This is a genomic window from Streptomyces sp. NPDC021096 (assembly GCF_040641275.1).
In the GTDB taxonomy this organism is placed as follows: Bacteria; Actinomycetota; Actinomycetes; order Streptomycetales; family Streptomycetaceae; genus Streptomyces.
On the sequence record NZ_JBFADG010000031.1, the window covers coordinates 34,940 to 54,622 of the forward strand.

The window sequence follows — 19,683 nt, forward strand, 5'->3', positions numbered from 1 at the left end:
TGAACTGACGGCGCAGCTCTGTCCGTTCACCCCCACCGCATCGAACATTGCGGAGTCGATGCCGTCGGCGCGCGATGTCCCCCATTGGCGCGCCGACGGCTCCGTTCTCCCGTGGGGGTTCCACACACGTGTCCAGCACCACCAGCTCCTCCTTCGGCATGCCCGCACGCCGGTTGACCACCGCCGCTACGGTCACCGCCACCGCGCTCACCCTGGCCGCCGCGCCCGCGCACGCCACCGAATCCGGCACGGCGACGGCGACCGTCCTGCGCACCGGCCTCGACGTCTCCCTGCTCGGCGGCGCCGCGCACGTACCGGTCAACGCCTCGCTCAACGACGTCAAGGCCCCGGCCGACGCCGGCAGGACCACGCTCGCCGTCACCCTCGACGGAGTCGAACAGGGCAGGCCCGTCACCCTCCTGCGCGCCGACGCCGCCACCTCGCGCGCCACCGCCGACCGCACGGCCGCCAAGGGCTACGCCCGCCTCGTCCGCGCCCGGGTGCACGTCCCCGGCCTGCCGCTGCGCTCCCTCGTCGAGGTCCAGCAGGTCACCTCCGAGGCCGTCTGCGAGGCCGGGAAGAAGCCCACCGCCACCTCCAACGTCCTCGGCAGCGTCTCCGTGCTCGGCAAGAAGGTCACGCTCGACGCCACCGGCCCCACCAAGGTCTCCGTGCCCGGGGTCGGCGACGTACGCCTGGAGCTGTCGAAGACCGCCACCACCTCCCGCACCGCCGCGGCCACCGCGCTCGGCCTCGAGGTCTCCGTCGACCCGCTGGCGCTGGGCGTGGCCAAGGTCCGGGGCACGGTGACGCTCGTACGAGCCGGCTGCGAGGCGCCCGCCGACGCCTCTCCCACGGACCCGAAGCCGCAGACCGCCGCCCGTACGGCCGGCGAACCGCCCGCGAAGGGCAACCTGGCCGAGACCGGCGGCAGTTCCACCACGCCCTACCTCGCCGGCGCGGCGGGACTGCTGCTCGTCGGGGGCGGGGGAGCGGTCGTCGCCGCACGCCGCCGCCGGGCCGGCCGGGCCGAGGACTGACCCCGCGTCAGTCCGCGGAGAGGGCCTCGCCCAGCGCGGCGACGAAGCGGTCCGTGGTCGTACGGTCCCGGACCGCCAGCCGCAGATAGTCCGGGCCCAGCCCCGGGAACGTGTCGCCCCGGCGCACCGCGAAGCCCAGGCCGCGCAGCCGGGTCCGTACGGCCGCGGCCCGCTCCAGCCGGATCAGCAGGAACGGCCCGGCCGCCGGACCGCACACCGTCACTTCCGGGAACTCCGCCAGCCGCAACTGCAGATGGGAGCGGTCCGAGGCGATCCGGTCCGCGGCGTGCGCGGCCTCGGCGAGAGCCGGTGGCGCGCTGCACGCCTCCGCCGCCGCGAGTGCCGGCGAGGACACCGGCCACAGCGGCTGCGCCCGCTCCAGCCGGGCTATGGTGCCGGGCGAGGCCAGCACATAGCCGATGCGCAGCCCCGCGAGCCCCCAGGTCTTGGTGAGGCTGCGCAGCACCACCAGGCCCGGCAGGTCCGTACGGGCCGCCAGCGACTCCCGCTCGCCCGGCACCGCGTCCATGAACGCCTCGTCCACCACCAGGGTCCGCCCCGGACGGGCCAGCCGGGCCAGCGCCCGGGCCGGGTGGAGGACCGACGTGGGGTTGGTGGGGTTGCCGACGACGACCAGATCCGCGTCCCCGGGCACCGCCCGCGGATCGAACCGGAACCCGTCCGCCGCGTCGAGCAGCACCCGCTCCACCGTGTGCCCGGCGTCCCGCAGGGCCGCCTCCGGCTCCGTGAACTGCGGATGCACCACGACCGGGCGCCGCACCGGCAGCGCCCGCGCGAGCAGCACGAACGCCTCCGCCGCCCCCGCCGTCAGCAGCACCCGCTCCTCGGGCAGCCCGTGCCGCTCCGCCACCGCACGGCGGGCCGCCCGCCCGTCCGGGTACGCGGCCAGCGTGCCGAGCGAGTCGGCTATCCGCTCGCGCAGCCACTGCGGCGGCGTACCGGCCCGCACGTTGACGGCGAGATCGGTCAGTTCCGCGCTCATGCCCCGCACTTCGGCGTCACCGTGGTGGCGCAGGTCGGGTTCGGCGGATGTGTGCATGGCCGCGGACAGCTCTCTTCCGGCTCGGGTATGTGCAGTACTCACACGGTACTGAGCGCCGACGCTCCCGCGTCAGGCGGGGCCACGGGCGATCGCGCAGGTGGCCTGCGCGGACTTCCGTTTGGCCACGACGAGCACCGCGCCCGGACCGGCCGCGAGCAGCGCGGCGGCCTCGGCGACCCCCGCCGTGCCGAGGGCCCTGCGGGCGGTGTCCGAGGGGTGCGGCACCGGCTGCGCGGCGAGCTCGTGCGGGGCGTACGCCGTGACCGGCACCCCGAGCCGCGCCGCCACCGCCAGCACGCCGGGCTCGGCGGCCCGCACGTCCACCGTGGCCAGGACCGTCACCGCACCCATGGCCGCGCCCGCTTCGGCGACGGTCCGCTCGACGAGCGCGAGCACCTCGTCGGCCGCGGCGTCCCGGCAGGCGCCGACGCCGACACACAGCGAGGTCACCTCGGGCCCGCCGCGGCGGCGACGAAACGGGCCGCGGTGCCGGGGGCTCCGGCCCAGTGCACATGCAGGTACGAGGCGTGCACGGCGCCTTGGACGAAGCCCTCGACGCGCCGTTGCGGGTGCGTCAGCCCCCAGGCGGGGGACGCGCCCGCGCCCGGCTCGATCACCGTGCGGTGGAACTCGTGCCCGCGCACGCGCGTGCCCGCCGGGGCCAGGACGTTGTCCGCGATCGCCACGGCCTCGCGGTAGCCGAGCGTCAGCCGCTCCGACATCCGGGCCTCCGCCGGCAGGACCCCGCACATCGGCTTTCCGTCCAGCGAACGGGCGAGATAGAGCAGGCCCGCACACTCGGCGGCGACGGGCGCGCCGGTGGCCGCGAGGTCGGCCACGGCCTTGCGGAGGGGTTCGTTGGCGGAGAGTTCGGGGGCGTACATCTCGGGGAAGCCGCCGCCGATGAGGATGGCGGCGGTGCCTTCGGGCAGCGCCTCGTCGTGTAGGGGGTCGAAGGTGGCGACCTCCGCGCCTTCCGCCTGGAGCAGTTCCGTGTGCTCGGCGTACGAGAAGGTGAACGCGGCACCGCCTGCCACGGCGATGACGGGGGCACCGTTCGTCTGCGGGCCGTGGTCCCGTTGTGCCCACCCTCCCCCAGCTACCGCTGGGGGTACCCCCAGCCCTGCGGAACGATTGCCCACAACTTGCAGCCCGTCCGGCGTTTGAGGACCGGGGTCCGGGGCGGAGCCCCGGTTACGGGAAGGGGCGGGGTGGGGGAAAGCATCCGCCGGGTCCCACGCCGGGCCCGGCAGCGGCGGGGCGCTGCGGGCCACGGCCAGGAGGGCCTCCATGTCGCAGCCTTCGCGGACTCTGGCGGCGAAAGCCGCCACCGCGTCCACCGCTTCGGCGGTGCGTTCGGCGACCGGCACCAGGCCCAAGTGGCGGGACGGGGTATGGATCTGGCCGGCGCGCCGCACGGCCCCGAGCACCGGCACCCCCGACTCCGCCAGCGCCTCCCGCAGCAGCTCCTCGTGCCGGTCCGAGCCGACCTTGTTGAGGATCACGCCCGCCACCCGTACCTCGGGGTCCCAGGCCGCGAAGCCGTGCACCAGCGCCGCCACCGACCGCGACTGCGACGACGCGTCGACGACGAGCACCACCGGCGCCCGCAGCAGCTTCGCCACGTGTGCCGTCGACGCCAGCTCGCCCTGGCCGGCCGCACCGTCGTACAGCCCCATCACGCCCTCGACCACCGCGAGGTCGCAGCCCGCCGCCCCGTGCAGGAACAGCGGGGCGATCCGCTCCGGACCGCACATCCAGGCGTCCAGGTTGCGGCCGGGGCGACCGGTCGCGAGGGAGTGATAGCCGGGGTCGATGTAGTCCGGGCCGACCTTGTGCGGCGACACCGCGAGCCCGGCGTCCGTGAAGGCCCGCATCAGGCCGGTGGCCACCGTGGTCTTGCCGCTGCCGGACGCCGGGGCGGCGACGACCAGGCGGGGGATGTGCGTACTCACCACTCGATGCCCCGCTGGCCCTTCTGACCGGTGTCCATCGGGTGCTTGACCTTCGACATGTCCGTCACCAGATCCGCGAACTCCACCAGCTTCTCCGGCGCGTTGCGGCCCGTGATCACCACGTGCTGGGTGCCCGGACGGTTGCGCAGCACCTCGATCACCTCATCGGTGTCGATCCAGCCCCAGTGCATCGGGTACGCGAACTCGTCCAGCACGTACAGCTTGTACTTCTCCGCCGCCAGGTCGCGTTTGACCTGCTCCCAGCCCTCGCGCGCCTTCTCCTCATTGCTGAGCTCGGAGTCGCGCTGGATCCAGGACCAGCCCTCGCCCATCTTGTGCCAGTCGACGCTCCCGCCCTCGCCCGAGGCGCCGAGGACGCGCAGCGCGTTCTCCTCGCCGACCTTCCACTTCGCGGACTTCACGAACTGGAACACCCCGATCGGCCAGCCCTGGTTCCAGGCCCGCAGCGCCAGGCCGAAGGCCGCCGTCGACTTGCCCTTGCCGATGCCGGTGTGGACGAAGACCAGCGGACGGTTGCGCCGCTGGCGCGTGGTGAGCCCGTCGTCCGGTACGACGGTCGGCTGTCCCTTGGGCATTACGCGGCCCTCCTCGAGTTCGTGTTCCGTACGGTACGCACCAGCGCGGAGACGTTGTCCGCGCGCAGCTCGTCGAGCGTCACGACCGGGCCGCCCAGCGCGCGCCCCAGCTCGCCCGCCAGCCCGAGCCGCACCGGCCCCGACTCGCAGTCCACCACGACCGACGCCGTGCCCTCGCCGGCCAGCAGGCGCGCCGCCCGCGAGGCCCGCTCCAGCGGCTCGGGGCCGCCGGTGGCCCGGCCATCGGTCACCACGACCAGCAGCGGGCGGCGCGACGGGTCGCGCAGGCGCTCCACCCGCAGCACGTCGTGCGCCTGCAGCAGCCCCGCGGCCAGCGGCGTACGACCACCGGTCGGCAGCTTCTCCAGCCGCGCCGCGCCCGCCTCCACCGAGGACGTCGGCGGCAGCGCCACCTCCGCCTCCGCGCCCCGGAAGGTGATCATGCCGATCTTGTCGCGGCGCTGGTACGCGTCCAGCAGCAGCGACAGCACCGCGCCCTTGACGGCGCTCATCCGCTTGCGCGCCGCCATGGAGCCGGAGGCGTCGACGACGAACAGCACCAGATTGCCCTCGCGGCCCTCGCGCACCGCCTCGCGCAGATCGTCGCGCCGCACCACCAGCCCGGGGCCGCTGCGCCCGCGCGCCCGCTGGTGCGGGGCCGCGGCCTGCACGGTCGCGGCGACGTGCAGCTTGCCGAGGGTGCCACCGCGGGGGCGGCGCGCCCCCGTCGTACGCCCGTGCGCGGTGAGCGCGCGCGACCGGCGACCGTCGGCGCCCTCACCGAGGCCGGGCACGTCGAACCGGCGCGTGCGGAAGGGATCGGCGGCGGCGACGGCGGGGGCCTCGGGGGCCACGCCGCCGGAGCCGGACGCCGGGGCTTCCTGCGGGGCGGGTGAGTCGGAGCCCTCCCGCTGCTGCGGCACGTCGGGGGTGCCGTCGGGGCCCGGACCGTCCTGCGGGGGCTGCTGCCCGCCGCCGTCGGGGCCGTCGGGGCCGTCGCCGTCCGGGTCCGGACCCTCGGGCTCCGGATCCGGCTCGGGCTCCGGCTCGTCGTCCTCGAACTGGTTGAGGATCTCGTCGAGCTTGTCCTCGTCCAGACCGGGCGCGTCGAACGGATTGCGTCGGCGCCGGTGCGGCAGCGACAGCAACGCCGCCTGCCGGACGTCCGCCGTCGTCACGTCCGTACGCCCCGCCCACGCGGCGAGCGCGCTCGCGGTGCGCGCGGTCACGATGTCCGCACGCATGCCGTCCACCTCGAACCCGGCGCACACGGCGGCGATGCGGCGCAGCGCCCCGTCCCCGAGCCGGACGCCCGGCAGCAGCGCCCGCGCGGCGGCGATGCGCTCGCGCAGCGCGTCCTCCTCGGCGGCCCACTTGGCGGCGAACGCCGCCGGGTCCTCGTCGTAGGCCAGGCGCCGACGGACGACCTCGACGCGCTCGTCGGTCTCCCGCGAGGCCGCGACCTCGACGGTCAGCCCGAACCGGTCGAGGAGCTGCGGGCGCAGCTCGCCCTCCTCGGGGTTCATGGTGCCGACGAGGAGGAAGCGGGACGCGTGACGGACGGAGACGCCTTCGCGCTCGACGTAGGAGGCGCCCATCGCTGCCGCGTCGAGCAAGAGGTCCACCAGGTGGTCGTGGAGGAGGTTGACCTCGTCGACGTACAGCACGCCTCGGTGCGCGTCGGCCAGGAGGCCGGGCTCGAAGGCCTTCACGCCCTCGGACAGGGCCCGCTCGATGTCGAGGGCGCCGACCAGTCGGTCCTCCGAGGCCCCGACGGGCAGTTCGACCATCCGCGCTGGCCGGGTGTCCCTCGACGTATCGACTCCGTGCGGCCCGTCCGGACACGCCGGGTCCGGCGCCGTCGGGTCACAGGAGAACCTGCAGCCGTCGACGACGGCGATCGGTGGCATCAGCGTCGCGACACCGCGAACTGCCGTCGACTTGGCCGTGCCCTTCTCGCCACGTACGAGCACACCGCCCACGGCTGGGGAGACGGCATTCAGCAGGAGAGCCACGCGCAGATCGTCCATGCCGACGATCGCAGTGAAGGGATAGGTGGTATTCATGCGCTGTTCACTCCTTCGAGGGGCTCTCGCCGAATGGGTCGGCCGTTGCCGCAGTTGAGGGTCACGCTTGCCTTCTGCTCCCCGCACCGGCGGGGTTGGTCCGCTCTTCGGCGATCACCTCGTGGAAGCCCTACTGTGCTCCCCGCTCGTGCGGGGATTCCCCTGCTCACGGTGCCCCCGGCGGTATGAACCGCAGACCGCCGGGCACCCCGTCCTCGATGAGCCGCAGCAACGCATCCGTGTCCGCGTGCTCCTCGATCAGGTCCCCCAGCCGGTCCAGCTGTTCCTCCCGCAGCCCCGCGAACGACGTGTCCGGCGCCGGGACGAACGCCCGCCCGGCCGCCTTCGCCACCCGCCGCAGGAACGCGCGCCGGAAGCCGTCGCTCTCCAGCGATCCGTGCCAGTGCGTGCCCCAGACGGCACCGACCCGGCAGCCGTCCAGGAACGGCTCGTCGCCGCCCAGGACTTCGGCGACGCCGTGGTGGATCTCGTAGCCCTCCACCCGCTCGCCCAGGGCCTCGCCCACCGGCCGGGCCAGGGTCTTCTCGACCGCGAACCGCACCCGCACCGGCAGCAGGCCCAGGCCCTCGACCGAACCGGCCCGTGACTCCACCTCGTCGTCGATCCGCTCGCCCAGCACCTGGAAGCCGCCGCAGATGCCGAGCACCGGGCGGCCCTCGGCGGCCCGGCGGGCCAGGGCCTCCGCCAGGCCCCGTTCGCGCAGCCACGCCAGGGCCCGGACCGTTCCGCGCGTGCCCGGCACCACGACCAGGTCGGCGTCCGCGAGCTCCTCGGGGCGGTCGACGAAGCGGACGACCACGCCCGGTTCGGCCGCGAGGGCGTCCACGTCCGTGAAGTTGGACATCAGCGGTACCGCGCACACCGCCACGCGCAGCACGTCGGCGCCGTGCGGCGGGGCCACCACCGATTCGCGGACGGCGCCGCGCAGCGAGACGCGCAGGCCGTCCTCCTCGTCGATGCCGAGGCCGTGGGCGAACGGCAGTACGCCGAACGTCCGCCGGCCCGTCAGGGCGTGCAGCATGTCCAGGCCCGGCTCCAGCAGGGAGACGTCGCCCCGGAACTTGTTGACGATGTAGCCCGCTATCAGCTCCTGGTCCTCGGGCGAGAGCAGCGCGGTGGTGCCGAAGAAGGACGCGAAGACCCCGCCGCGGTCGATGTCGCCGACCACCACCACCGGCAGCCGGCCCGCGCGGGCGATGCCCATGTTGACGATGTCGCTGCGGCGCAGGTTGATCTCCGCCGGGCTGCCGGCGCCCTCGCAGATCACCGCGTCGTGCGTACGCCGCAGTTCCTCGAGGCACTCGGTCACCGTGCCGAACAACTGCTCCTGCCGGCCCGCGTGGTAGCCGCGGGCGCTGAGCTCGCCCACCGGCTTGCCCATGAGCACGACCTGGCTGCTGCGGTCACCGCCGGGCTTGAGCAGCACGGGGTTCATCAGCGCGCTCGGCTCGACGCGGGCGGCCGCGGCCTGCATGGCCTGGGCGCGCCCTATCTCCGCTCCCTCGCGCGTGACGAAGGAGTTGAGCGACATGTTCTGCGCCTTGAACGGCGCGACCTTGACGCCCTTGCGGACCAGCCAGCGGCAGATGCCGGCCGTCACCACGCTCTTGCCCGCGTCCGAGGTGGTCCCGGCCACCAGCAGGCCCCCGCCCGGCGGGCGCGCGGGCCCGCTCCTGTCGGCAGCTGTCACCGATTCCTCCTTCTGGCGAGGTGTGCGAGGGAGAGCCTGCCCACCACGGCGGTGCCCAGGGCCAGCAGGGAGACCCGGCGCGAGAGCCGCACCGCGCGTTCGATGTCCGCCACGGCCACGGGCCGGTTCTCCGCGCCCAGGACGGGGCGGTGTTCGACGCGGCCGGCGTAGGCGAGGGTGCCGCCCAGGCGGACCCCGAGGGCGCCGGCGAAGGCGGCCTCGACCGGGCCGGCGTTGGGGCTGGGGTGGCGGGCGGCGTCGCGCCGGGCCACGCGCCAGGCGCCGCGCGGGTCGGGGCCGGCGAGGACGGCGAGGGCGGCGGTGAGGCGGGCGCCGGGCCAGCCGACGATGTCGTCGAGGCGGGCGGAGGCCCAGCCGAACCGCCGGTGGCGCGGCGACTTGTGGCCGACCATGGCGTCGAGGGTGTTGACCGCGCGGAAGCCCACCAGGCCGGGCACCCCGGCGAGGGCTCCCCAGACGAGGGCGCCCACGACGGCGTCGGAGGTGTTCTCGGCGACGGATTCGACGACGGCCCGGGCGATCTGCTGCCCGTCCAGCGCCTGCGGGTCGCGGCCGCACAGGTGCGGCAGCCGTTCCCGGGCGACCTCGAGGTCGCCGGCCTCCAGGGCTCCGCCGACCGCCCGTGCCTCGCGGCCCAGGGTCGTACCGCCGAGCACGGCCCAGGTCGCGGCGGCGGTCAGCGCGACGCCGGCGGAGGGGGAGCGGCGCGCGGTACGGGCCAGCAGCCCGGCGGCGGCCGCCGTGCCGCCCGCGCACAGCAGCGCGTGCAGGGTGCCGTAGCCGCGGTGGTCGCGCCACAGTCGCTCCTCGACGGCCTGCGCGGCGCGGCCGAACGCGGCGACGGGGTGGCCGCGGCGCGGGTCGCCCACCACGAGGTCGCAGGCGAATCCGAGCGCGGCGCCGCAGACGAAGGCGAGATGCTTCCCGGTCGTGTTCCCGGCTATCTGATCACTGCGCGTCGGGCGCATCGGATCAGGCCGCCGTCACACCGTGGCGGGTGCGGCGCACCGGGGGCACAGGGGGCGCGAAGGGCAGGGGGCGACGGCAGCCGGGCATGGCGATGTGTCCTCACTCAGGGTCCGCGCCCTGGCTCGACGTGACCGGCGACCAGAGTCTCCTGGCTCCCGGATCGGCGTCGCCCCCGGCCTTCCAGTCCGCGGACCGCGGACCGTGGCCCTGGAATCGGGGGGACACTCCCCGGTGACAGTGGCGGGACCGCGCCGGATTCGCACCGGCTTCCTCTGCTGTCGCCGTTTGGCTCCGGAAGTCCACCACGGCCCGGGAAGGGCAGTCAACTCACCCTGACCTGCGGTGAGGCTGCCGGTCACGGGTGGGGCGGCGGGCGACGCGGGCAACGACGAAGCGCCGGTCCGGCGGGTGCCGGACCGGCGCTTGGTGCGCGGGATGTGCTGCGGTCGCGTCAGGCGACGATCAGGTAGATGCCGTATCCCACGGCGGCCGCGCACAGCGCGAAGCAGGCGTACGCGCCGGTGCGCGCCATCGCGCTCGGGCCGGCCGCCGGGGCGGTGGCGGCGGGTGCGGCCTTGCGGGACGTGCCCACGATGCCGAGGGTGAAGACGGCCACGAGGCCGAGGGTGGCCACGAGGCTGACGCCGAAGACCTGGCCGAGTGCTGCCCAGTCGATGTTCATGGTGGTTCTCCTCCGTTGCCCGGCGGTCAGCCGGCCGTCGCGGGGGCGGGGGCGGGAGCGGCGGCCGGGGCGGCTGCCGGGGCGGCGGTGGGGCCGGCGACCGGGCCGGCCGGCGGCGGGGCGACGGCCTGGAGGGCCGCGGTGACCACGCCGACGGGCTCGGCCGGGACGGAGACGCCCTGCGGCTCGTTGAGGTCGTTGACGTTGTCGTGCGTGACCGGCTTGCGGCGCGAGGCCACCCAGATGGCGCCGCAGGCGGCCAGGGCCAGGACGGCGACCGCGGCGACGCCCCAGTCTCCCTGGTCGGCCAGGAGCGCGGCGCCGGCGCCGACGAGGCCGGCGGCCGGGAGGGTCAGGCCCCAGGCGGCGACCATGCGGCCGGCGGTGGACCAGCGCACCACGCCGCCCTTGCGGCCGAGCCCCGCGCCCATGACGGCGCCGGAGCAGACCTGGGTGGTGGAGAGCGCGAAGCCGATGTGGGAGGAGGCCAGGATGGTGACGGCGGCGCCGGTCTGGGCGGCGAAGCCCTGCGGCGGCTGGATGTCGGCCAGGCCCTTGCCGAGGGTGCGGATGATGCGCCAGCCGCCGAGGTAGGTGCCGAGCGCGATGGCGATGCCGGCGGAGGCGATGACCCACATCGGCGGGTCGGCGTCCGCGCCGAGGGCGCCGCCGGAGATCAGCGCGAGGGTGATGACGCCCATGGTCTTCTGCGCGTCGTTGGTGCCGTGGGCGAGGGAGACCAGGGCGGCCGAGGCGATCTGGCCGGCGCGGTAGCCCTTGGCGCTGGCCTCGGGGTCGGTGTTGCGCGCCAGGCGGTAGGTCATCCGGGTCGCCAGCACGGTCGCCAGGCCGGCCACGACCGGGGCGACGACGGCGGGGATGAGGACCTTCATGACGACGGCGTCACCGTGGACGGCGTCGGTGCCCACCGAGGCGATGGTCGCGCCGATCAGGCCGCCGAACAGCGCGTGCGAGGAGCTGGAGGGCAGGCCCGCGAGCCAGGTGAGCAGGTTCCAGACGATCGCGCCGACCAGTCCGGCGAAGATGATCTCCGGCCGGATGCCTGATTCGTCGACGATGCCCTTGGAGATCGTCGCCGCGACCTCCACGGACAGGAACGCGCCGACGAGATTGAGCACGGCCGACATGGCCACCGCGACCTTGGGCTTGAGGGCCCCGGTGGAGATGGTGGTGGCCATGGCGTTGGCCGTGTCGTGGAAGCCGTTCGTAAAGTCGAACACCAAGGCCGTGACGATCACGATCCCGATGAGAAGCGTGATGTTTTCCATTCACCCAGGCAATCAGCTCGATGGTCAGTACGCGGCGACCGTAGGGACCCTGGGTGAACGGAAGGTGAACTGGGACGGGCAGGTCGATGACGCGAACCGGAGGCGAAGACCGATGAGGGAGTTCGAACAGGCGGGGGCCGCGCGGGACGACATACCGCGCATCTGGGCCCAGGTCGTGGCCACCGCCCGCCGCACCACCGCCGACGGGCTCGTGGTGGGCACGTCCGGCAACGTCTCCGCGCGCGCCGGCGACGTGGTCCTTGTCACTCCCACCGGCGTCCCCTACGACCGGCTGGGCCCGGGCGACGCGGTCGGCGTGGACCTCGACGGCCGCCAGGTCCTGGGCGACCTCGCGCCCACCAGCGAGCTGCCGATGCACCTGGCCGTCTACCGCTCCACCGACGCCGCCGCGATCGTGCACACCCACGCCGTGCACGCCACGGCCGTCTCCACGCTCGTCACCGAGGTGCCGCTGATCCACTACATGGCCGCCGCCCTCGGCGGGCCGGTCCGCGTCGCCCCCTACGCCCTCTACGGCACCGAGGAACTGGCCGCCCACATGCTCCGGGCCCTCGACGGCCGCACCGGCTGCCTCCTGCAGAACCACGGCACCCTCACCTACGGCGCCACCCTCGACCAGGCCTACGACCGCACCGCACAGCTGGAGTGGATGTGCCGGGTCTGGCTCACCGCCGCCGCCGTCCCCGGCCACACCCCCTCGCTGCTCGGCCCCGGGCTCCTGGACGAGGCGGCCGCCAAGCTGCGGGGCTACGGACAGCGCGGCTGAGCCCCCACTGGCCGCGCCCGCCGGGCGCGGCCACACTGGAAGGCGATGGTGCTGCGCACAGTGGCGGCCGCGGCCGCCACCACGCTGATCGGTGCCGGAGCGGCCGCGGTGGCGGCCGGGCGGTACGCCGGTGACGCTGCCCTGAAGGCGGACCCCGGCCGTCCGCCGCCCGGCGAGCCCCGGCTCGCCCTCCACGACGTCACCGGCGCCACCGTCACCCTCGGCCGTACCCCCGCCTCCCTGCTCCCAGGCGTCTACGGGCTCGCGGGGCGGGGCGTGCACGCCGTGGTCGGGCCCGTCATCGCGGACGTCTCGCACCCGCACGACCGGGTGATCCGCCGCCTGGACCGCGTCACCCGGGGCGCTCTGCGCCCCGGCGAGCGCGTCTGGCTCACCCCGCAGGTGCACGCCGGCAACCCCCGCGACGCCCTCGGCCTGGCCCACGCCGAGGTGGACGTCCCCGGCGAGCTCGGACCGCTGCCCGCGTGGTTCGTGCCCGGCAGCCGCGACACCTGGGTGATCACCGTGCACGGCCTGGGCACCACCCGCGAGCACCCCATGAACGTCATGCCGTTCCTGCACGGCCAGCGGCTGCCCGTGCTCGACATCGCGTACCGCGGCGATCCCGGCGCACCCCGGCCACCCCATGGAATCGGCCACTTCGGCGCCGGTGAATGGCGGGATCTCGACGCCGCCATCCGCTACGCGCTGCGCTACGGCGCCCGCCGGGTGGTCCTGCACGGCTGGTCCACCGGCGCCACCATGGCCCTGCTGGCCGCCCAGAACTCCGCGCTGAGCAGCCGCGTCAGCGGCCTCGTCCTGGACTCCCCGGTCCTCGACTGGCCGGCCGCGCTGCGCGCCCTCGCCGGCCGCCGCGTCCCGGCAGCCCTCATTCCGCTTGCGGTCCGGGCGACCGAGGGCCGCACCGGTCTCGCACCCCACGCCCTCCTCGCGGCGGCCGACCCCGCCGCCCTGCCCATGCCGACGCTCCTCGTGCACGGCCGCGACGACACCCTCGCGCCCCTGGCGCTCTCCCGTGAACTCGCCGCAGGGCGACCGGAACTGATCACTTTGCGGGCCGTGCGCGGAGCCGGTCACGCCGGGTCCTGGAACGTCGATCCGCAGGGCTACGAAGAGGCCCTGCGACGCTTCCTGGTCCCCCTCATGTAGGGCGCCCGCAGCCCGCGGCCGGCTCCTTCCCGACGGCCCACCACCGGTCGTCAGCGGCCGGATAGTTGGTTCCGATTGGGTTTTCGGAGCGTGAACGGCAAGACTGCTCCTGTGACGTCCCGTACTCCGCGCGACTCCCGGCTCAGACTCGTTCCCCGACAGCCGATCGCCGCCGCCCGCCGGGCCGTGGCGAACCGGGGCTCCCGGCCGGCTCCCCGCCCGCCCGCGGGCACCCCGGCCCGTCCGGAACTCGCCCGGCAGGCGAGAGGCGGGCTGACCGGCGCGGTCCGCCTGGCCCGCTGGGCGGCCGCCGAATGCGGCCGCGGCGCCACACTGCGGCCGGGCACGGCCGGGGGGATGGACGAGGAGACGCTCGAGCGGGCCGCCGCCGAGCTGGGACTGACCGCCGGCCAGGTACGCACCGACTGGGACCGGGCCCGCCTCGCCGGCCTCCTCGAACTGCACGGCGGCACCGCCCGCCCCGGCTGGCGCCTGCAGGCCTGGGACCGCGACGACAGCGCCGTGCTGCGCGGCTGGGTCGCGCTCTTCGACGCCTGGTCCCTCGCCCACCCCGAACCCGCCGGCACCGACTCCACCATCGCCGCCGAGGTCGTCGAGGCGGCCCCCCAGCTGCTGTCGGTCATGCACCTGTCGGCCGGCCCCGTCTCCGTGGCGATGCTCCTGGACCTGCTGCAGCAGCGCGTCGCCGAGATCCGGGCCGAGCGCTGCGAGGTCCCCTACGGCCCGCCGCCCGTGCCCGCCCCCGCCCCGGCCGCCCCCGCCGGCGACCCGCTGCCCGAGCTGCTCGACTGGGCCCTGGAGGCGCTCGCCTCCGTCGGCGCCCTGATCATGCGCGGCGGTACCGGCCCCCGCGCCGAGGCCGTCCTGACACCGCTCGGCAACTGGGCGGTGTGGGTCAAGCTCGAACAGATCTGCGTCGCCGCCCAGAGCCCCGCCGGCAACATCGAGCTGTCCGCCGAGGCCATGCTCCGCGGCTGCGCCGACCTCACCCCCGGCCCCGCCCGCGCCGAGTACCGCGCCTGGCTCGCCGCCCGGCCCGTGCGCAGCGCCGTCGAGGAGCTCCTCGACACCGCCCGCGGCGACGACGCGATGGTGCGCGGCCTCGCCTTCGAGGCGCTGCGCGCGGTGGGCGCCCCCGCCGAACCGGCGGTGCGGGCGGTGGCCGGCGAGCCGGTCCTGCGCCCGTACGCGCTGCTGTGGCTCGCCGAGCACGAGGGACACGACCCCGAGGAGGCCGCGGAGGTCCTCACCCGGGAGGAGGCGACCTGGCTGTGGGTGGACACGGCCGCGGCCGTCGCCGACCACGGCGAGAGCAGGCTGCTGGTGCGCCACCTCGAGTCGGCCGTGCAGGGCACCGTGCCGGGCCTGCTGGAGGAGGTCCGGGCCGTGGGCCACCCCCGCACGGTCCAGGTCCTCGTCGCCCTGGCCGCGGCGCACCCCGACCCGGCCCTGGCCAAGGCGGTCCGCCGGGCGGCCTTCCAGGTCCACCGGGGCGGGGCGTAGACGCGGGGCCCGGGGCGCCCCCCGGGCCTCAGGCCGTGAGCTCCGGCCCCTTCGGGGCGTACGTGCCGAAGCTCCACAGGTTCCCGCCGACGTCGCGCGCCATGTAGTCGCGCGACCCGTACTCCTGGTCCGTCGGCGGCATCAGGATCTCCGCGCCGTGCTCCACGGCCCGCCGGTGGTGGGCGTCCGTGTCCTCCACCACGACGTAGATGCCGCTGGCCCCCGAGTCCTTCATGGCCTCGTCGAACACCCCGCCCCGGCCCCTGGAGCCGATCATCACCAGGCCGTTGCCGTAGACCAGCTCCGCGTGCAGGACCGTGCCGTCCTCGCTCTCGTACAGCGCGGTCCGGGTGAAGCCGAAGGCCTCGGTCAGCTGCCGGATCGCCGCCTTCGCGTCCTGGTACAGCAGCGCCGGACAGATGGACGGTGCGGTCGTGCTCGTGCCTGCCATGCGTTCGCTCCTCGCTTCGGTGCCAGCGGAAATCGATCGGAATCAGCGGAAGGTGTCGCAGCGCCCCATGTCGCCGGTGGAGTAACCGGTGGAGAACCACTGGCGGCGCTGGGCCGCCGAGCCGTGCGTCCAGCTCTCCGGAGTGACCCGGCCCTGGAACTTCTCCTGGATGCGGTCGTCGCCGACCGCCGCGGCCGCGGACAGGCCGTCGTCGATGTCGGCCCGCGTCAGCTGCTTGACCAGCGGCCGGCCGGTGGACTTCTCGGGTGTCGTGGTCGCGTGCCGGGCCCAGACGCCGGCGTAGCAGTCGGCCTGCAGCTCGACCTTGACGGAGTTGCTGTCGGCGCCCGTGCGCCGGTCCTGGGCGCGGCCGAGGGTGCCCGTCAGGTTCTGGACGTGGTGCCCGTACTCGTGGGCCACCACGTAGGCCTGGGCGAAGGGGCCGCCGCTCGCGCCGAACTTCGACCGCAGGTCGTCGAAGAAGCCCAGGTCCAGATAGACCTTGCGGTCGCCCGGGCAGTAGAAGGGGCCGACCTCCGAGGAGGCGGCCCCGCAGGCCGTGCGGACCTGGCCGGTGAAGAAGACCGTGGAGGCGGGCGTGTACGTGCCCGAGCGGCGGGCGAACTCCTGGCTCCAGAACGACTGGGCGCTGTTGACGACCGCCACGATCCGGCAGTCCTCGCGGGTATTGGCGTCCCGGCCCGTGCGGCAGCTGCCGGAGACCTGTGCGTCCGTGCTCGCGGTGCCCCGCGTCGCCGGTTCCTGTGAGGTGAGACCCAGCTCACCCGGGCCGATGCCGAAGAACAGCCCCAGCACCAGGGCGATCAGCCCCGCGACCCCGCCGCCGATCGTGAGTCCGCCGCCGGGGATCCCGCCCCGCCGGTCCTGGACCTGGGAGGTGTCGAGATCCGCGTCGTCGTCGAACTGCACTGCGCACCGCCTCTCCGGCCGTCCCGCGCTCCGCTCTCCCGCCAGGTTTTTCCACCCCGAGTATCCGCGAATCACCCCTTCTCCGCCCTTTTCGAAGCGCGGGGGCGGGGGGCGCCCGGCGGGCGACCCCGGAAATCGGCTTGCGCGCCCCCGTTAGACTGGGGCCTATGGCATTCCTCCTCGTGCATTAGACGGCGTCATAGCGACCCCAGCCCGTCCCACCGCCGTCCACCCTGCTCAGGAGTAGAACCCCCGTGATCACCGCCTCCGGCATCGAGCTGCGCGCCGGCGCACGCGTCCTCATCGAGTCCGCTTCCTTCCGCATCGCCAAGGGCGACCGCGTCGGCCTGGTCGGCCGCAACGGCGCGGGCAAGACCACCCTCACCAAGTGCCTCGCCGGCGAGGGCATCCCCGCGGCGGGCACCATCGCCCGCTCCGGCGAGGTCGGCTACCTCCCGCAGGACCCCCGCACCGGCGACCTCGACGTGCTCGCCCGCGACCGCATCCTCTCCGCCCGCGGCCTGGACTCCGTCCTGCGCAAGATGCGCGAGAACGAGGACCGGATGGCCAACGGCAAGGGCGCCACCCGCGAGAAGGCGATGAAGAAGTACGAGCGCCTGGAGACGGAGTTCCTGACCAAGGGCGGTTACGCCGCCGAGGCGGAGGCCGCGACCATCGCCGCCAGCCTGGGCCTGCCCGACCGCATCCTCACCCAGCCGCTGCACACCCTCTCCGGTGGTCAGCGCCGCCGCGTGGAGCTGGCCCGGATCCTCTTCTCCGACGCCGACACGCTCCTCCTCGACGAGCCCACCAACCACCTCGACGCCGACTCCATCGCCTGGCTGAGGGACTACCTCAAGACCTACCGCGGCGGCTTCATCGTCATCTCCCACGACGTCGACCTCGTCGAGACGGTCGTCAACAAGGTCTTCTACCTCGACGCCAACCGCTCGGCCATCGACGTCTACAACATGGGCTGGAAGCTCTACCAGCAGCAGCGCGAGGCCGACGAGAAGCGCCGCAAGCGCGAGCGCCAGAACGCCGAGAAGAAGGCCGCGGCCCTCAACGCCCAGGCCGACAAGATGCGCGCCAAGGCCACCAAGACCGTCGCCGCGCAGAACATGGCCCGCCGCGCCGACAAGCTGCTCTCCGGCCTGGAGGCGGCCCGCGTCTCCGACAAGGTCGCCAAGCTGCGCTTCCCCGACCCGGCCCCCTGCGGCAAGACGCCGCTGATGGCCGAGGGCCTGTCGAAGTCCTACGGCTCGCTGGAGATCTTCACCGACGTCGACCTGGCCATCGACAAGGGCTCCCGCGTCGTCATCCTCGGCCTCAACGGCGCCGGCAAGACCACCCTGCTGCGCCTGCTCGCCGGCACCGAGAAGTCCGACACCGGGCAGGTCACGCCCGGTCACGGCCTCAAGCTCGGCTACTACGCCCAGGAGCACGAGACGCTCGACCCGGACCGCACGGTCCTGGAGAACATGCGCTCCGCCGCGCCCGACCTCGACCTCGTCGAGGTGCGCAAGACGCTGGGCTCCTTCCTGTTCTCCGGCGACGACGTCGACAAGCCCGCTGGCGTGCTCTCCGGCGGCGAGAAGACCCGGCTCGCGCTGGCCACCCTCGTCGTCTCCTCGGCCAACGTCCTCCTGCTGGACGAGCCCACCAACAACCTCGACCCCGCCAGCCGCGAGGAGATCCTCGGCGCGCTGCGCACCTACAAGGGCGCGGTGGTCCTGGTGACGCACGACGAGGGCGCCGTCGAGGCCCTGGAGCCCGAGCGGATCATCCTGCTGCCGGACGGCATCGAGGACCTGTGGGGCCCGGACTACGCGGACCTGGTGACTCTCGCCTGATCCGCCGCCCGGCGCCGGGCGCGGTCTCTTGATCAGTGTCGTCCCGATCATTCGGCCGACAGGTGATCCATCATCTGAGTGAGTACGGCTCGTACCCCGATGGCGCCGGGTGCTCCGGCGCATGCGCTGCGTGAGGTGCGGGGCGCCGTTCGCGCCGTGCGGGAGAGGCCCCCGCCTGACCTGCTTCTTCGTCCCGCCACCCGTACGGCCGTACGAGCCCGATCACTCGGAATCGCCTGCTCCGGGCGCTGCTGCGGCCGGATTTTCCGGACGTCCGTTCCCCTCGACTTCTCATGGACCTTGCCGAATGGGTGGCCATGAGGCCGCCAAGGGGTGATCATGAGAGTCAAGAGGCGCATCTCCCATGAGGAGGCACGGGTGGCCGAGACTCTGAAGAAGGGCAGCCGGGTAACCGGCGCCGCGCGCGAAAAGCTCGCGGCAGACCTGAAGAAGAAGTACGACTCCGGTGCGAGCATCAGGGCGCTGGCCGAAGAGACCGGCCGCTCCTACGGCTTCGTCCACCGGATGCTGAGCGAATCCGGCGTGGTCCTGCGGGGCCGCGGCGGAGCCACGCGCGGCAAGAAGGCCGCCTCGGCCTGACGCCGCGCACCTGAGAGCACAGCAGTCAGAGCACAGCAGTCAGGACAGTCACCACCCGGTCGGCCGACCGGCCCTCCGGGTGGTTACTGTGCAGTCAACCAACGCGACTGCGGCCGATTCCGGAGGCCCCCATGACTGCCCGCAAGACCCTGCTCGACCAGGACGGCGTACAGCTCACCGTCGATGACGCGGTTGCCACCGTCACCCTCACCAACCCCGCCAAGCGCAACGCCCAGTCGCCTGCGCTGTGGCGGGCCCTGGCCGAAGCGGGACGGCTGCTGCCGGGCGCCGTGCGCGTCGTGGTGCTGAGGGGAGAGGGCAAGTCCTTTTCCGCGGGCCTCGACCGCCAGGCGTTCACGCCCGAGGGCTTCGACGGCGAGCCCTCCTTCATCGACCTCGCACGCGGCAGCGACGAGGCGCTGGACGCCGAAATCGCCACGTACCAGCAGGCGTTCACCTGGTGGCGGCGGACCGACATCGTCTCCATAGCCGCCGTGCAGGGCCATGCCATCGGCGCGGGCTTCCAGCTGGCCCTGGCCTGCGACCTGCGCGTGTGCGCGGACGACGCGCAGTTCGCGATGCGCGAGACCAGCCTGGGCCTGGTGCCCGACCTCGCCGGCACCCACCCCCTGGTGTCGCTGGTGGGTTACGCCCGCGCCCTGGAGATCTGCGCGACCGGCCGCTTCGTCCACGCGGCCGAGGCCGAGCGCATGGGCCTGGCCAACGTGGTCGTCCCGCTCGCTGAACTGGCCGCCGCCACGGACGATTTGACGGCTGCCCTGCTGGCCGCGCCGCGGGACGCGGTCATCGAGACGAAGGCGCTGCTGCGGGGCGCCGCCGACCGTACCTACGACGACCAGCGCGTCGCCGAGCGCGCCGCCCAGGCCCGCCGGCTGCGGGACCTGGCCGGCCTGGGCGACTAGCCCGCGCCTCCCCGGTGAGGCCCGCCCCACCCGAACGGCGGGCTTCACCCGGA

18 protein-coding genes and 1 riboswitch are annotated in these 19,683 nt (G+C 74.4%); of the genes, 7 read left to right on the forward strand and 11 right to left on the reverse strand.

The genetic code is table 11. The annotated features are described in order from the left end of the window. The first annotated feature begins 128 nt into the window (after nucleotides 1-128). A complete protein-coding gene (locus AB0G59_RS26285; RefSeq protein ID WP_360916316.1) occupies nucleotides 129-1,040 on the forward strand; it encodes an SCO1860 family LAETG-anchored protein in 912 nt (303 codons plus the stop codon). A 7-nt stretch (nucleotides 1,041-1,047) separates the two neighbouring features. On the opposite strand, the gene cobC is transcribed toward AB0G59_RS26285, so the two are convergent. The 9 genes from cobC to AB0G59_RS26330 form a co-directional block, all read right to left on the reverse strand. Further along, nucleotides 1,048-2,100, reverse strand: a complete 1,053-nt coding sequence (gene cobC, locus AB0G59_RS26290) for an Rv2231c family pyridoxal phosphate-dependent protein CobC (RefSeq protein ID WP_360916319.1) — start codon at nucleotides 2,098-2,100, stop codon at nucleotides 1,048-1,050. Nucleotides 2,101-2,172: 72 nt separating this feature from the next. Next, nucleotides 2,173-2,553, reverse strand: a complete 381-nt coding sequence (locus AB0G59_RS26295) for a cobalamin biosynthesis protein (protein ID WP_360916322.1) — start codon at nucleotides 2,551-2,553, stop codon at nucleotides 2,173-2,175. Then, complete coding sequence (locus AB0G59_RS26300; protein ID WP_360916325.1) at nucleotides 2,550-4,058, reverse strand: cobyrinate a,c-diamide synthase; 1,509 nt, start codon at nucleotides 4,056-4,058, stop codon at nucleotides 2,550-2,552. The genes AB0G59_RS26295 and AB0G59_RS26300 overlap by 4 nt, the downstream gene beginning before the upstream one ends. Then, nucleotides 4,055-4,654 carry a cob(I)yrinic acid a,c-diamide adenosyltransferase gene (gene cobO, locus AB0G59_RS26305; RefSeq protein WP_360916328.1) on the reverse strand — a complete coding sequence of 200 codons (600 nt, stop codon included), beginning with the start codon at nucleotides 4,652-4,654 and terminating at the stop codon, nucleotides 4,055-4,057. The genes AB0G59_RS26300 and cobO overlap by 4 nt, the downstream gene beginning before the upstream one ends. Beyond that, entirely contained in the window at nucleotides 4,654-6,720 is a 2,067-nt protein-coding gene (locus AB0G59_RS26310) for a putative cobaltochelatase (protein ID WP_360916331.1), read from the reverse strand. The genes cobO and AB0G59_RS26310 overlap by 1 nt, the downstream gene beginning before the upstream one ends. 166 nt (nucleotides 6,721-6,886) lie before the next feature. After that, on the reverse strand, nucleotides 6,887-8,431 hold the full coding sequence (locus AB0G59_RS26315; protein ID WP_360916334.1) for a cobyric acid synthase: 1,545 nt from the start codon (nucleotides 8,429-8,431) through the stop codon (nucleotides 6,887-6,889). Beyond that, entirely contained in the window at nucleotides 8,428-9,420 is a 993-nt protein-coding gene (locus AB0G59_RS26320) for a cobalamin biosynthesis protein (RefSeq protein WP_360916337.1), read from the reverse strand. Before AB0G59_RS26320 ends, AB0G59_RS26315 begins: the two co-directional genes overlap by 4 nt. Before the next feature lie 142 nt (nucleotides 9,421-9,562). Continuing rightward, nucleotides 9,563-9,695, reverse strand: a riboswitch (cobalamin riboswitch). A gap of 177 nt (nucleotides 9,696-9,872) precedes the next feature. Beyond that, entirely contained in the window at nucleotides 9,873-10,103 is a 231-nt protein-coding gene (locus tag AB0G59_RS26325) for a hypothetical protein (protein WP_360916340.1), read from the reverse strand. Nucleotides 10,104-10,129: 26 nt separating this feature from the next. Continuing rightward, nucleotides 10,130-11,392, reverse strand: coding sequence for an inorganic phosphate transporter (locus tag AB0G59_RS26330; protein ID WP_360916343.1), 1,263 nt, complete (start codon nucleotides 11,390-11,392; stop codon nucleotides 10,130-10,132). 112 nt (nucleotides 11,393-11,504) lie between these two features. Here AB0G59_RS26330 and AB0G59_RS26335 point away from each other — a divergent pair, with 112 nt between their 5' ends. The 3 genes from AB0G59_RS26335 to AB0G59_RS26345 all read left to right on the forward strand — a co-directional run bounded on the left by AB0G59_RS26335 (nucleotide 11,505) and on the right by AB0G59_RS26345 (nucleotide 14,873). Continuing rightward, complete coding sequence (locus tag AB0G59_RS26335) at nucleotides 11,505-12,179, forward strand: class II aldolase/adducin family protein (protein ID WP_360916346.1); 675 nt, start codon at nucleotides 11,505-11,507, stop codon at nucleotides 12,177-12,179. 45 nt (nucleotides 12,180-12,224) lie between these two features. Beyond that, nucleotides 12,225-13,349: an alpha/beta fold hydrolase gene (locus tag AB0G59_RS26340; RefSeq protein WP_360916349.1), complete on the forward strand. Its 1,125-nt coding sequence runs from the start codon at nucleotides 12,225-12,227 to the stop codon at nucleotides 13,347-13,349. A 111-nt stretch (nucleotides 13,350-13,460) separates the two neighbouring features. Then, nucleotides 13,461-14,873, forward strand: a complete 1,413-nt coding sequence (locus AB0G59_RS26345) for a hypothetical protein (protein WP_360916352.1) — start codon at nucleotides 13,461-13,463, stop codon at nucleotides 14,871-14,873. A gap of 28 nt (nucleotides 14,874-14,901) precedes the next feature. On the opposite strand, the gene AB0G59_RS26350 is transcribed toward AB0G59_RS26345, so the two are convergent. Together AB0G59_RS26350 and AB0G59_RS26355 are read right to left on the reverse strand one after the other, a co-directional pair. Next, nucleotides 14,902-15,324, reverse strand: coding sequence for a VOC family protein (locus AB0G59_RS26350; protein ID WP_360916355.1), 423 nt, complete (start codon nucleotides 15,322-15,324; stop codon nucleotides 14,902-14,904). A gap of 42 nt (nucleotides 15,325-15,366) precedes the next feature. Further along, nucleotides 15,367-16,254: a neutral zinc metallopeptidase gene (locus AB0G59_RS26355; RefSeq protein ID WP_360916358.1), complete on the reverse strand. Its 888-nt coding sequence runs from the start codon at nucleotides 16,252-16,254 to the stop codon at nucleotides 15,367-15,369. Between the two features lie 254 nt (nucleotides 16,255-16,508). On the opposite strand from AB0G59_RS26355, the gene AB0G59_RS26360 reads away from it, so the two are divergent. From AB0G59_RS26360 to AB0G59_RS26370, 3 genes are all read left to right on the forward strand, one after another. Beyond that, complete coding sequence (locus AB0G59_RS26360) at nucleotides 16,509-18,107, forward strand: ABC-F family ATP-binding cassette domain-containing protein (RefSeq protein ID WP_360916361.1); 1,599 nt, start codon at nucleotides 16,509-16,511, stop codon at nucleotides 18,105-18,107. 378 nt (nucleotides 18,108-18,485) lie between these two features. Beyond that, nucleotides 18,486-18,707 (forward strand): helix-turn-helix domain-containing protein, encoded by a 222-nt coding sequence (locus AB0G59_RS26365; RefSeq protein WP_006606369.1) that lies wholly within the window; start codon nucleotides 18,486-18,488, stop codon nucleotides 18,705-18,707. Between the two features lie 131 nt (nucleotides 18,708-18,838). Then, nucleotides 18,839-19,630 carry an enoyl-CoA hydratase/isomerase family protein gene (locus AB0G59_RS26370; RefSeq protein WP_360916364.1) on the forward strand — a complete coding sequence of 264 codons (792 nt, stop codon included), beginning with the start codon at nucleotides 18,839-18,841 and terminating at the stop codon, nucleotides 19,628-19,630. The last annotated feature ends 53 nt before the right edge of the window (nucleotides 19,631-19,683 follow it).

Excerpts from the sequence above, each read along its gene's own strand:
- AB0G59_RS26310 (WP_360916331.1), bottom strand. The coding sequence starts at position 6,720 with ATGAATACCACCTATCCCTTCACTGCGATCGTCGGCATGGACGATCTG.
- AB0G59_RS26335 (WP_360916346.1), top strand. The coding sequence starts at position 11,505 with ATGAGGGAGTTCGAACAGGCGGGGGCCGCGCGGGACGACATACCGCGC.
- AB0G59_RS26330 (WP_360916343.1), bottom strand. The coding sequence starts at position 11,392 with ATGGAAAACATCACGCTTCTCATCGGGATCGTGATCGTCACGGCCTTG.
- cobO (WP_360916328.1), bottom strand. The coding sequence starts at position 4,654 with ATGCCCAAGGGACAGCCGACCGTCGTACCGGACGACGGGCTCACCACG.
- AB0G59_RS26320 (WP_360916337.1), bottom strand. The coding sequence starts at position 9,420 with ATGCGCCCGACGCGCAGTGATCAGATAGCCGGGAACACGACCGGGAAG.
- AB0G59_RS26325 (WP_360916340.1), bottom strand. The coding sequence starts at position 10,103 with ATGAACATCGACTGGGCAGCACTCGGCCAGGTCTTCGGCGTCAGCCTC.
- cobC (WP_360916319.1), bottom strand. The coding sequence starts at position 2,100 with ATGCACACATCCGCCGAACCCGACCTGCGCCACCACGGTGACGCCGAA.
- AB0G59_RS26340 (WP_360916349.1), top strand. The coding sequence starts at position 12,225 with ATGGTGCTGCGCACAGTGGCGGCCGCGGCCGCCACCACGCTGATCGGT.
- AB0G59_RS26370 (WP_360916364.1), top strand. The coding sequence starts at position 18,839 with ATGACTGCCCGCAAGACCCTGCTCGACCAGGACGGCGTACAGCTCACC.
- AB0G59_RS26350 (WP_360916355.1), bottom strand. The coding sequence starts at position 15,324 with ATGGCAGGCACGAGCACGACCGCACCGTCCATCTGTCCGGCGCTGCTG.